The sequence below is a fragment of the Aquibaculum sediminis genome (genome assembly GCF_040712085.1).
Taxonomy (GTDB): Bacteria; Pseudomonadota; Alphaproteobacteria; order Kiloniellales; family DSM-21159; genus Aquibaculum; species Aquibaculum sediminis.
Genome location: NZ_JBFCVK010000005.1, coordinates 160463 through 172759 on the forward strand (window position 1 = coordinate 160463; position 12297 = coordinate 172759).

At 69.4% G+C, this 12297-nt stretch carries 11 protein-coding genes and 1 riboswitch; of the genes, 7 read left to right on the forward strand and 4 right to left on the reverse strand.

Translation table 11 applies throughout. The features are described from left to right. Positions 1-62: 62 nt before the first annotated feature. The gene (gluQRS, locus tag ABZ720_RS09635; protein ID WP_366555309.1) at positions 63-896 is read left to right on the forward strand and encodes a tRNA glutamyl-Q(34) synthetase GluQRS; all 834 of its coding nucleotides are present in this window, start codon (positions 63-65) and stop codon (positions 894-896) included. Between the two features lie 19 nt (positions 897-915). Here gluQRS and paaG read toward each other — a convergent pair whose 3' ends face one another. Then, a complete protein-coding gene (gene paaG / locus ABZ720_RS09640) occupies positions 916-1707 on the reverse strand; it encodes a 2-(1,2-epoxy-1,2-dihydrophenyl)acetyl-CoA isomerase PaaG (protein WP_366555310.1) in 792 nt (263 codons plus the stop codon). A gap of 1 nt (position 1708) precedes the next feature. After that, positions 1709-2500 carry an alpha/beta fold hydrolase gene (locus ABZ720_RS09645; protein WP_366555311.1) on the reverse strand — a complete coding sequence of 264 codons (792 nt, stop codon included), beginning with the start codon at positions 2498-2500 and terminating at the stop codon, positions 1709-1711. A gap of 119 nt (positions 2501-2619) precedes the next feature. Between ABZ720_RS09645 and ABZ720_RS09650 the strand changes: the two genes are divergently transcribed. The 4 genes from ABZ720_RS09650 (at position 2620) to ABZ720_RS09665 (ending at position 5384) form a co-directional block, all read left to right on the forward strand. Then, positions 2620-3192, forward strand: coding sequence for a nitroreductase family protein (locus tag ABZ720_RS09650; RefSeq protein WP_366555312.1), 573 nt, complete (start codon positions 2620-2622; stop codon positions 3190-3192). 67 nt (positions 3193-3259) lie between these two features. Next, a riboswitch (TPP riboswitch) is annotated at positions 3260-3380 on the forward strand. Between the two features lie 53 nt (positions 3381-3433). Continuing rightward, the gene (gene thiO / locus ABZ720_RS09655) at positions 3434-4444 is read left to right on the forward strand and encodes a glycine oxidase ThiO (RefSeq protein ID WP_438264090.1); all 1011 of its coding nucleotides are present in this window, start codon (positions 3434-3436) and stop codon (positions 4442-4444) included. Then, positions 4422-4610 carry a sulfur carrier protein ThiS gene (thiS, locus tag ABZ720_RS09660; protein ID WP_438264088.1) on the forward strand — a complete coding sequence of 63 codons (189 nt, stop codon included), beginning with the start codon at positions 4422-4424 and terminating at the stop codon, positions 4608-4610. Before thiO ends, thiS begins: the two co-directional genes overlap by 23 nt. A 3-nt stretch (positions 4611-4613) precedes the next feature. After that, complete coding sequence (locus ABZ720_RS09665; RefSeq protein WP_366555315.1) at positions 4614-5384, forward strand: thiazole synthase; 771 nt, start codon at positions 4614-4616, stop codon at positions 5382-5384. Positions 5385-5505: 121 nt separating this feature from the next. On the opposite strand, the gene pepN is transcribed toward ABZ720_RS09665, so the two are convergent. Beyond that, positions 5506-8151 carry an aminopeptidase N gene (gene pepN, locus ABZ720_RS09670; RefSeq protein WP_366555316.1) on the reverse strand — a complete coding sequence of 882 codons (2646 nt, stop codon included), beginning with the start codon at positions 8149-8151 and terminating at the stop codon, positions 5506-5508. A 42-nt stretch (positions 8152-8193) separates the two neighbouring features. Beyond that, positions 8194-9477, reverse strand: coding sequence for an NAD(P)/FAD-dependent oxidoreductase (locus ABZ720_RS09675; protein WP_366555317.1), 1284 nt, complete (start codon positions 9475-9477; stop codon positions 8194-8196). A gap of 243 nt (positions 9478-9720) precedes the next feature. Between ABZ720_RS09675 and ABZ720_RS09680 the strand changes: the two genes are divergently transcribed. Beyond that, on the forward strand, positions 9721-11004 hold the full coding sequence (locus ABZ720_RS09680; protein WP_366555318.1) for an MFS transporter: 1284 nt from the start codon (positions 9721-9723) through the stop codon (positions 11002-11004). Continuing rightward, complete coding sequence (locus tag ABZ720_RS09685; protein WP_366555319.1) at positions 11001-12293, forward strand: glycerate kinase type-2 family protein; 1293 nt, start codon at positions 11001-11003, stop codon at positions 12291-12293. The genes ABZ720_RS09680 and ABZ720_RS09685 overlap by 4 nt, the downstream gene beginning before the upstream one ends. The last annotated feature ends 4 nt before the right edge of the window (positions 12294-12297 follow it).

The following is a 12297-nucleotide window of genomic DNA, read 5'->3' on the forward strand; positions in this document are numbered from 1 at the left end:
CCTGTCGCGGCGGACCTGCCGCGGCGCTGGACGCTGCAGCCGCCGCTCGCTATGTCGGGGCCATGCCCGAGACCACCCGCTTCGCGCCCTCGCCCAGCGGCCAGTTGCACCTGGGTCATGCCTTTTCCGCGCTCTTTGCCGCCCGGACCGCGCAGAGTGGGCGCTTTCTGCTGCGCCTGGAAGACATCGACCGGGGCCGCTGCCGCGCAGAATTCGAGACCGCGCTCCTGGATGACCTGGCCTGGCTGGGACTGCGCTGGGAGGAACCGCCGCTGCGGCAGTCCGAGCGCTTTCCGGCCTATCGCGATGCCCTGGAGCGCCTGCGCGCGCTGGGCCTGGTCTATCCCTGCTTCTGCACCCGGCGCGCCATCGCGGAAGAAATCGCCCGGGCCGACAGCGCGCCGCACGGCCCCGACGGGCCGCTCTACCCCGGTCTCTGTCGCGGCCTCTCCGACAGCGAAAGGCAGGAGCGACTTGCCGCCGGCGAAAGCCACGCCTGGCGACTGAACGTGGAGCAGGCCCGGCAGCGCAGCGGACCCCTCACCTGGCTGGACCTTGACGAGGGCGAACAGGTGGCACGGCCCGAACTCCTGGGCGATGTGGTGCTGGCCCGCAGGGACATCCCGACCAGCTACCATCTGGCCGTGGTGGTGGACGATGCGGCGCAGGAGATCACGCTGGTGACGCGGGGTGTGGACCTGTTCCACGCCACGCATATGCACCGCCTGCTGCAGGCGCTGCTCGATCTGCCCGTGCCGCGCTGGCATCACCACCGCCTCATCACCGACGCAGACGGCAAGCGCCTGGCCAAGCGGCACGACTCCCTCTCTCTGAAGGCCCTGCGCGCAGCCGGCCGCAGCCCGACGGAGGTTCGGGCCATGGTCGGCATGGACTGAACGTCGTGCCGCCCTCGGCCTATGCGCCGGTGAAACGTGGCGCGCGCTTTTCCAGGAAGGCCGCAACGCCTTCGCGATAATCAGGGCTGCGGGCCGCTTCACGCTGCAGATCGCGCTCCAGGTCCAACTGCGCATCCATGTCGTTTGTGGCTGATTCCTGGATTGCCCGCTTGATCAGTCCCAGTGCCCGGGTCGGCTGCGTCGCGAGGTGGGCGCAGAGCTTTCGGGCTTCCGGCATCAAGTCCGCATCGTCATGCACCTGCCAGATCATGCCCCAGGCCTCGGCCTGCTGGGCGCTCACCGGCGTGCCCAACAGCGCCAGGGCCTTGGCCCGGGCTTCACCCACAAGCCGCGGCAGGCTGAAGGTGCCGCCGCTGTCGGGCACCAGCCCGATCTTGCAGAAGGCCTGGATGAAGCGCGCCGAGCGCGCCGCCAGGACGATGTCCGAAGCCAGTGCCACATTGGCACCGGCGCCGGCCGCCACACCATTGACGGCGCAGACCACCGGCTTGGGCAGGGCACGCAGGCGCCGCACGAGCGGATTATAGAGCCGCTCCAGCGTCGCCCCCAGGTCGGGCGCCTCACCCTCGGTCGGAAAACCGCGGTCCGATAGATCCTGCCCGGCGCAGAAGCCTCGCCCCGCACCGGTGAGGAGCACGGCGCGGACCGCATCATCCTGCTCGGCCCGCTCCAGCGCCTCGATCAGGGCGCCGTGCAGTTCCTCGTTGAAGGCATTGAGCTTGTCCGGTCGGTTCAAGGTGATGCTGGCATAGCCGTCGGCCACCTCGTAGATGACGGGCTGAGTGTCCACGTTAGTCGTCCTCCCCTTTGCGCGCAAAGTCGTCGATGAAAGCCGTGATCGCCGCCAGCACCTCCGCTTCGCACTCGCGATGCGGGTTGTGGCCGCAGCCGGGCAGGTCGAGGCGGCGACAGGGACCGGAAACGCCCGCTTCGATCGCATCGATCTGCGCCATGGTGCCATACTCGTCGTCCTCGCCCTGGATCAAAAGCACCGGCGCCGTGATGCGCGGCAGGCAGTCCTCGATGTTCCAGTCGCGAAACTCCGGGCTCAGCCAGATGTCGTGCCAGCCGCGGAAGGTGGCTTCCGCATCGCGGTGATAGCGCGCCATGCGCCCGGCCAGATCGCCCTCGAAGAAGGCCTTACCGGCCGCGCGGATGCCGGCAAGCGAGATCTCCTCCACGAAGACATGCGGCGCCATGGCCACAAGTCCCGCTATCGGTCGTTCGGCGAGCGCCGCATGGAGCAGGGCGATGGTCGCGCCATCGGAGTGCCCGACCAACAGCGGCCGCACGATTTCCAGCTTGTCCAGCAGCTCCGGCAGCGCCTCGAGCGCCTCCTCGTGCAGGTAGCGCGCGGTGCGCGGTTCGCGCAGCGGATCGGACCCGCCGAAGCCGTAGCGCGACCAGACCAGCAGCGAACAGCCGGTGGCCGCAGCCAGCGCCTCCGGGAAGTCGCGCCAGAGCTCTACGGCGCCCAATCCCTCGTGCAACAGCACGATAACCGGCCCGTCCGGGCGCCGGCCCGGCAGCAGTCGATACTCCAGGGCATGCCCCCGGATCGTGATGCGATCCAGTTCCGTCACACGCTCACCTCGGGATTCGTCGTCGCCCGATCCTTGACCAGACGCGCCAGGGGATCAACGATCCCGACACGACAGGCCCGCGGCTGGATTCCGGCCTGCACAACCACCAGATGGAAGTCATGGACACGCTCGAAGCTCTGCTCTCCCGCCGTTCTCCCCCTGCCCTCATGCCCGACCAGCCGCCCGAGCCGATGGTGCGCCGGGCGCTCGAGGCGGCGATCTGTGCGCCGGATCACGGCAAGCTGCGGCCCTGGCGCTTTCTGTTGCTGCGCGGAGACGAGCGCCAGCGGCTGGGCGATGCCATGGCGCAGGCTCTGGCGGCACGCGAACCGGATGCGCCCGAAAGTCTGCTCGAGAAGGAGCGCAACAAGCCGCTGCGTGCGCCCCTGATTATCACCACGGTGGCACGCCTGCAGCCCGATCACCCCAAGATCCCGGTCGAGGAGCAGCGCCAGGCGGTGGCCAGCGCCGCCTTTTCCATCATGCTGGCCATCCATGCCGAGAGCTGGGGGTGCCAGTGGAAGACCGGCGTGGCGGCGCGCGACCGCCGGGTGCTCGACGCCCTGGGCCTGGAAGCCAACGACGAGATCATCGGCTACCTCTATGTGGGCGCCCCGGCAGGCGTAGCCCCGCCGCGGCGGGCGATGGAAGTAGACGACTTCCTGCTGGAGCTGCCGCGCGAACCTGCCTGAGCCGAGGCCATTGACCTGCGCACCGGCATCGTTCAGCCTTTGTCCCGCAGGCCGCTCGCCGGCCTGACGCATAACCGAGGGGAGCCCCGACAGGGGGCTGAGAAACCGACGGGCCCAAGGGGCCAGCGCGGTGACCCTGAGAACCTGATCCGGGTCATGCCGGCGAAGGGACGGGAAGAGTACCCATCCCGAAAGTCGCCGGATCTCCTGCACATGCGGAAGGAGGTCCAGTTTGTCGAAAGTGGAAGAGGTTACGGTGCTGGGGGCCGGCGTCGCGGGCCTCACCTGTGCCGTGACGCTGGCGGAACGCGGCTGCCGCGTCGCGGTGATCGAGCGCAGCGAGGCCCTGGGCGGGCAGGCCGCTTCCTGGCTTGCGGGCGGCATGCTCGCCCCCTGGTGCGAGCGGGAGTCGGCCGAGCCGCCGGTGGTCGCGCTGGGCCGGGAAGCCCTTGACTGGTGGCCCAAGCACTACCCGCCGACGAAGCGGGCGGGCAGTCTCATCCTCGCGCCGGGCCGCGACCTGCCTGAGCTGGAGCGTTTCGCGCGGCGCACCGAAGGCTTCGAGCGCGTAGACGCCGACGGAATCGCCGCCATGGAGCCGGACCTAGCCGGCCGTTTCCGCGCCGGGCTGCTGTTCCGGAAGGAAGCGCACCTGGACCCGCGCGCGGCGCTCTCCGCCCTTGCCGAGCGCCTGCAGGTGCTCGGCGGCACGATCCGCTTCGGCCGCGACGCTGCCGAGCATCGCGCCAGCGGCAGAGTGATAGACTGCCGCGGAATGGCTGCGCGGGACCGGTTGCACGACCTGCGCGGGGTGCGCGGCGAGATGCTGCTGCTGCGCAGCGGGGAGGTTAGCCTGTCCCGTCCGGTTCGCCTGCTGCACCCGCGCTTTCCACTCTATATCGTGCCGCGCGGCGAGGGGCTCTTCTTGGTCGGCGCCACCATGATCGAGAGCGACCGGCGCGGCCGGGTCACCGCGCGCTCCCTGGTCGAGCTGCTGAACGCCGCCTATGCGCTGCATCCCGCTTTCGCCGAGGCCGAGGTGGTGGAGACCGGCTGCGAGGTGCGCCCGGCTTTTCCCGACAACCTGCCGCGCATTCGCTGGCGGGACGGCCGCCTTTGCGTCAACGGCTGCTACCGCCACGGCTTCCTGCTGGCGCCTGCGCTCGCCCGCATGGCGGCAGACGCGCTGCTGAACGGCGCCCACTACCCGGAGGTGATGGATGAGGATCATGGTGAACGGCGAAGCGCGTGAGGTCGCAGGGCCGACGCTCGCGCAGACCCTGGAGGAGCTGGGCTATGGCGAAGCCAGGGTGGCCACGGCCGTCAACGGCGACGTCGCCCCCGCGTCGCGCCGCGGAGAAGTCACACTCAGCGAGGGCGACAGGCTGGAAGTGCTGGCGCCGATGAAGGGAGGCTGAGCCATGGAAGCCTACGGCGTCCACCTGCATTCGCGCCTGCTGCTGGGGACCGCGCTCTACCCCTCGCCGGCGATCATGGCCGAGGCGGTGAAGGCATCGGGCGCGGAGGTGGTGACGGTCTCGCTGCGCCGCGAATCCGGGGCGGAGAAGGCGGGCCAGGGCTTCTGGTCGATCATCCGCGAGCTCGGCGTGCGGGTGCTTCCCAACACCGCCGGCTGCCACAGCGTCAAGGAGGCCGTCACCACGGCGCAGATGGCGCGCGAGCTTTTCAACACGCCCTGGATCAAGCTGGAGGTGATCGGCGACGACGATCTGCTGCAGCCGGACGTCTTCGGCCTGGTGGAGGCGGCGCGCATCCTCTGCAGCGAGGGATTCGAGGTCTTTCCCTACACGACCGACGACATCTGCGTCGCCGAGCGCCTGCTGGAGGCCGGCTGCCGGGTACTGATGCCCTGGGGCGCGCCGATCGGCTCCGGCGGCGGGCTCTACAACCCGCGCGCCCTGCGCAGCCTGCGCGCGCGCTTTCCCGACGTGCCGCTGGTGGTGGACGCCGGCATCGGCCGCCCCTCCCACGCCGTCGAGGCCATGGAACTGGGCTACGACGCCGTGCTGCTGAACACGGCCGTGGCCAGGGCCGGCGACCCCATCGCCATGGCCCGCGCGTTCCGGCTCGCCCTGGAGGCCGGCCGCCTCGGCTGGGAGGCCGAGCCGATCGAGGCCCGCGACCTGGCCTCGCCCTCGACCCCCGTCATGGGAATGGCCTTCCGGGACTGACGCGAGGCGCCGACTCCAGGCCCCGGGGGCCTCGTCATCCTGAACACAGCGAAGGATCTCGCAGGGTGGAGCTCCAACGGCTCCAGATCCTTCGCTGGCGCTCAGGATGACGGTTTGCCCGTCACCCCAGTGCCTTGGTCGCGATCTCGTAGACGTCACGAGAGAGCTTTGGCGCGGCCAGGATTCGCTGCAGCTCGGCCTGCATCTTCTCCTGGCGCCCTGCATCGAAGCGCCGCCAGCGGCCCAGCGGCGCCAAGAGGCGGGCGGCCACCTGGGGATTGAGCGCATCGAGCTTTAGCGTCAGTGCCGCGTGGAAGGCGTAGCCGCTGCCGTCGGCCGCGTGGTAGCGCAGCGGATTGGCAGCGATGAAGCTCCCGATCAGGGCCCGAACCTTGTTCGGCCGTTCCAGTGAGAAGGTCGGGTGCTGCATCAGCGCCTTCACCCGCTCCAGGGTGTCGGGCAAATCCGAGACCGCCTGGAGCGCAAACCACTTGTCCATCACCAGGGCGTCTTCCGCAAAACGCCGTTCGAAGTCGTCCAATGCCTCCTGGCGCTCCGGCAGGTCTAGATCCACCAGCAGCCGCAGGGCCGCCATGCGGTCGGTCATGTTGTCGGCCTGGCGGTAGTGCTCGATCAGGCGCGCGCGCTCCTGCGGCTCGGTCTCGGCAAAGACCGCCAGATAGGACAGCGCCGCATTGCGCAGGGCGCGCCGACCCGCCGCCTCGGCATCGGGGCTGTAGGGCGCGCTGTCGTTGAGGCGTTCATAGAGTTGCGCGAAATCCGAGCGCAGGGCTTCGGCCAGCGCCCGCTTGAGCGCCCCGCGCGCAGCGTGGATCGCCTCCACGTCCACCACCTCCATGCGCTCGGCCACATAGTCCTCGCTGGGTAGCGCCAGTGCCTCGGCCACGAAGGCCTGCTCCAGGCGTGAATCCGTCAGGATGGCGCGCATGGCCTCGATGAAGGCGGGATCCATAACCGGCTGCTCGCCCGCGCGCCAGGCCTTGCTGCCCTCAATCATCAGCGCGGTGGCGAAGTCCTGGCCCGCCTCCCAGCGCACGAAGGGGTCACTGTCGTGGGCCATCAAGAAGGCCTGCTCCGCGCCACCCTGCTCGGCCCGGACGGTGATCGGCGCCGAGAAGGCGCGGTTGAGCGACAGCGCTGCAGGCTCGGGCAGCCCCTCGAAGCGAAAGCTCTGGCGTTCCTCGCGCAGCGGCAGCACCAGCGTCTCTGCCGCCGGTCCCTCGCCGAGCGCAAGCGGAATGCCGCGGCCCTGCCCGTCCAGCAGGCCGATCGCCAGCGGAATGTGCAGCGGCTCCTTGGTCTCCTGCCCCGGCGTCGGCCGCGTGGTCTGGGTGACGGCCAGGTCGTAGGAGCCGCGTTCCCGGTCATAGCGCCCGCTGACCTGGACCTCGGGCGTGCCCGCCTGCCCGTACCAGCGCTTGAAGCGCTCAAGATCGGCACCGTTGGCGTCGGCCATGGCGGCCACGAAGTCGTCGCAGGTGACAGCCTGGCCATCATGCCGCTCCACATAGAGCTTCATGCCCTTCTGGAAGCCCGCTTCGCCCAGAAGACCGTGCAGCATGCGGATCACTTCCGCGCCCTTCTCGTAGATCGTGGCCGTGTAGAAGTTGTTGATCTCGATGTAGGAATCCGGCCGCACCGGATGCGCAAGCGGACCTGCATCCTCGGGGAACTGGGCCGCGCGCAGGCGGCGCACATCCTGGATGCGCTTCACCGGCCGTGAGCGCATGTCGGAGGAGAACTCCTGATCCCGGAAGACCGTCAGCCCCTCCTTCAGCGAGAGCTGGAACCAGTCGCGGCAGGTGATGCGGTTGCCGGTCCAGTTGTGGAAATACTCGTGCGCCACAACGGTCTCGATCCCCGCATAGTCGGCGTCGGTCGCCGTTTCGGGGTCGGCCAGGATGTACTTGTCGTTGAAGACGTTGAGCGACTTGTTCTCCATCGCCCCCATGTTGAAGTCGCTGACCGCCACAACATTGAAGAGGTCCAGGTCGTACTCCAACCCGAAGCGTTCCTCGTCCCAGCGCAGGGAACGCTCCAGCACGTCCATGGCATAGCCGGTGCGCCCCTCCTTGCCGTGCTCCACGAAGATGCGCAGACGCACCGGACGCCCGGATCGGGTTTCCACCACACGCTCGTTGCAGGCGAGATCGCCGGCCACCAGGGCAAAGAGGTAACTGGGCTTGGGGAAGGGATCCTCCCAGACGGCATAGTGGCGGTCATCGCCCAGATCCCCCTCCTCCACCAGGTTGCCGTTGGACAGCAGCAGCGGGCAGCTCGCGCGATCGGCCCGCAGCGTGGTGCGATAGGTCGCCATCACGTCGGGGCGGTCGAGGAAGTAGGTGATGCGCCGAAAGCCCTCCGCCTCGCACTGGGTGCAGAAGACGTCGTTCGAGACATAGAGCCCGGAGAGCTGGGTGTTCGCCCTGGGATTGATCGCGGTCTCGATCTCCAGGGTGAAGGCCTCGGGCGGCTTGTGCAGCGTCAGGCTATCGGCGTCGAGGCTGTAGGCGCTGTCGGGCAAGGGCTCGCCGTTCAGGCTGATCGCGCGCAGGTCCAACTCCTCACCACGGAGCACAAGCGGCCGGATGCCCTGGCTGCGCTCATGGTCGCTGCGCAGCGTGAGGCGCGAGCGCACAATCGTTTGCTCCGCGCCGAGTTCGAACGCCAGGTCGACGTGCTCGATGCGATAGTCGGGCGGGCGATAGTCTTCGCGACGGATGACCTGCGGCTGCTGGCTCGTCATGGGGGCTTGCTCCAAAAAAATCCGAAACCCGGAAAGGCTGTTTCAGCCGCGCGCGCCGGAAAAGCGCCGCGCGGCATAGGGTGTGATGTCAATGTCGCTCGGCTGGCTGGCGGCAATCCGCGCCACCAGATCACCGGTAATGGCGGAAAGCGTCAATCCCAGATGGCCATGCCCGAAGGCGTGAATGATGCGGGGATCACGGGCCGAGCGGCCGATCACCGGCAAGGAATCGGGCGTCGAGGGCCGCCAGCCCATCCACTCGCGGGTCACCCGCTCCCCCAACCCCGGCAGCAGCGCCTGCGCCCGCGGAAGCAGACGGCGGATGCGCCGGAAATCCGGCTCCGCCTCGATGCCTGCAAATTCGACACCACTGGTCAGGCGGATGCCGTCCGCCATGGGCGCCAGCACAAAGCCCTCGTCGACGAAGTAGGTCGGCCGGCGCAGTTCAACCTGGCTCTCGGGCTCGAGATTGAGATGGTAGCCGCGCTCGGTATCGAGCGGAATGCGCTCTCCCCAGCCGCGCGCCAGCCGGGCCGACCAGGCCCCGGCGGCCAGGACCACCAGGTCGGCCTCGTGGCGGCCCTGATCCGTGACCACGATGCGCCGTTCGCCGTCGGGCCGCTCGATGGACTTCACCCGCTCCTGCAGTATGCGTCCGCCGTTGCGCAGCACGGCCCCGGCATAGGCCTGGGCAAGACCGCCGGGATCGCGGCAGGAGGCGGCCTCGCTGGAGAGGATGCCGCCGGCAAAGTTTGGAGCGATCCCGGGCTCCAGTTGCCGGACTTCCTCCGGCGAAAGCAGTTCGAAGGCACTGTCGTTCGCCCGCATCAACGCCTGGTCGGCTGCGGTGGCGTCGAAGCTCGCCTGGCTGCGGTAGAGCTTGAGCCAGCCCACCGGGCGCACGAGGTCTTCCGCATCGGCCAGCTTCAGCAAGGGCCGATGGGCGCGATAGGCTGGGTTCGACAGGGCCGAGAGATCGCGCGCGATCCGCTGCACCCGATTGGGCCTGCTGGCCTCGAGAAAGCGCAGCATCCAGGGGGCAAAGCGCGGCAAATAGGAGCAGCGGATCTTCAGCGGACTCATGGGATCGAGCAGCATGCGCGGAACGCTGCGCCAGAGTCCGGGCGTGGCGGTGGGAACGGCGGCACCGGTGACGATGCCGCCGGCGTTGCCGAAGGAGGTGGCGGTGCCCGGCGGACGCGGATCCACCAGCGTGACGCGAAAGCCCCGCTGCTGCAGTTGCAGCGCGGTCGCCGCGCCGACGATCCCGGCGCCGATCAGCAGACAATGAGGCTCGGGCGGCAAGGAAGGCGCGGCAGTCGACATGAGGCGGGAATGTCCTTGGACGAAGAGGTGGGCGCCGCAACCATAGCGGCCCCGGCCTGCCGCCGTCGACCGGCTCCGTGAAATAGCCATTACGCGGGGCCATCGCGCGAGGAGGTGGCTTGACCCTGTACCTCTGGGGGCGGCAGTCTCGAGGCCTATCCATTGTCCCGGTGACAGCGTGTCAACCACTCCCCTCGCTTCCAATCTGATCCCCGGTGGCCGTCCTGCGCGGCCCGACGCGGCATGACGTCCGAAGAGGTGGGCCAGAGGCCCGCACACCGCCCAAGCGTACCGTCCTGGCTGCCCTGGCTGATCTGGTCTCTAGGCGCGCTCTTTTTCTGCTACGGCTTCTTCCAGCGCATGGCGCCCAGCGTGATCATTGATCCGCTGATGCGCGATTTCGCCGTGGGGGCGGCCGTGCTCGGCAACCTCTCGGCCATCTACTTCTACGCCTATGCCGGGCTGCAGATACCTGTGGGCCTGCTGGCGGATGCCTGGGGGCCGCGGCGGCTGCTGACCGCTGGCGCACTGTGCTGCGGCGCCGGCAGCCTGCTCTTCGCGCTGGCCCCTGATCTGAACATCGCCTATCTCGGCCGCCTGCTGGTCGGCGTGGGCGCGGCGGCCAGCTTCGTGGGCACGCTCAAGCTGGCGACCAACTGGTTTCCCGCCTCCCGCTTCGCGCAGCTCACCGGCATGACCATGGCGGCGGGCATGCTCGGCGGTGTCGGCGGCCAGGTACCGCTGGCGGCAGCCGTGGAGTGGTTCGGCTGGCGCAGCACCTTGGCTGCAGCCGCAGCCGGCGGGTTGATCCTGGCCGTCCTGCTTTGGACGATCGTGCGCGACCGCAAGCCCGATGCACCGGCGCCGCGCTTTACCGGCGGTGCGGCGCCGCGCGGCGGGCTGCGCCTGGTCTTGCGGATGCCGCAGCAGTGGCTGCTTGCCTTCCTGGGCGGGGCCATGACCGCGCCCATGCTCGCCTTCGCCGGGCTCTGGGGCGTGGCCTGGCTGATGCAGATCCACGGCATGACCCGCCCGGAGGCCGCAAGCCACACCTCCCTGCTGCTGATCGGATGGGCCATTGGCTCTCCCTTGGCCGGGGCGCTGGCCGACCGCATCGGACGCCGGCTGCCGATCCTGCGCGCGGGAGCCCTGATCGGCCTCTGCTGCCTGATGCTCCTGCTCTACGTCCCGGGCCTGCCCAGTCCGATCTTCCTGGCGCTATTCCTGATCGCGGGCATTGGCTTGAGCGCGACGGCGGTGACCTTCGCGGTGGCACGGGAGATCACGCCCACGCACGCGGTTGGCGCGGCCTATGGTCTGCTCAACGGTGCGGTGGTGGGCGGTGGGGCGCTCTTTCAGCCGCTGCTGGGCCTGCTGCTCGACCTGCAGTGGGACGGCCGCATGGTCGAGGGGGCGCCGATCTACAGCGCCCGGGCCTTCGATCTTGCATTCCTGTCGCTTGCGGTGTTCCTCCTGCTGGCCTTGTTGGCAAGTCTGCTGCTGAGCGAAACGCGAGGGAAGCGATGATAGACGCTGAGAACGCACCGGCCTTCCTTCGCCGGATCTATGAAGCCGGTCTGGCGGCCGTGGACCCGGCGCAGATCGTGGGCCCGGCTTTGCCGGAGCGGCCACGCGGGCGCTGTGTGGTGGTCGGCGCCGGCAAGGCGGCTGGCTCGATGGCCCGCGCGGTGGAACAGGCCTGGGACGGGCCGCTGGAGGGCCTGGTGGTCACGCGCTACGGCCATGCCGCGCCCACGGAACGAATCGAGGTGGTGGAAGCCTCCCACCCCGTGCCCGACGCCGCCGGCCGGGAAGCGGCGCAGCGCATGCTCGACCTGGCCCGCAGTCTCGGCCCCGACGATCTGCTGCTCTGCCTCATCAGCGGCGGCGGCTCCGCGCTGCTGGCGCTGCCGGCCGAGGGGCTGACGCTCGAGGACAAGCAGGCGGTCAATCGCGCGCTCCTGGCCTCCGGCGCCGCCATTGGCGAGATGAACTGCCTGCGCAAGCACCTCTCGGCCATCAAGGGCGGGCGGCTGGCCGCGGCCGCGGCGCCGGCGCGGGTGGTCACGCTGGCGATCTCGGACGTGCCCGGCGACGGCCCCGAAGTCATTGCCTCCGGCCCCACGGTGCCCGACCCCACCAGCTTTGCCGATGCGCGGGCGGTGCTGGAGAAGTACGGCATCGAACCACCGCCCTCGGTCGCGCGCCATCTCGCCGAAGAGAAGGAAGAAACGCCCAAACCGGGCGACCCACGGCTGGCCAACAGCGACTTCCGGCTGATCGCCCGGCCGCAGGACATGCTGGAAGCCGCGGCGGCTGCAGCGTGGGAGGCGGGCATCGCACCGCTTATCTTTGGCGACGCCATCGAGGGCGAGGCCCGCGATGTGGCCAAGGTCTTCGCCGGCATCGCCCGACAGGTGCGCCTGCACCGCCAGCCCGCGCCGCCGCCCTGCCTGCTGCTGTCCGGGGGAGAGACCACGGTGACCCTGAGCGGCAAGGGACGCGGCCAGGGACGCGGCCAGGGGCGGGGTGGCCGCAACAGCGAGTTCCAACTCAGCCTCGCCCTGGCGCTGGAGGGCCTGCCGGGCATCTATGCCCTGGCCTGCGACACCGACGGCATCGACGGCAGCGAGGACAATGCGGGCGCCTTCGTCACGCCCGACAGCCTTGCCCGGGCCGAGGCAAAGGGCCTCTCGGCCAAGCAGGCACTGGCCGGCAATGACGCTTACAGCCTCTTCGCCGCGCTCGACGACCTGCTTGTCACCGGACCGACACTAACCAATGTCAATGATTTCAGGGCTATTCTAGTGTTATAGCCTT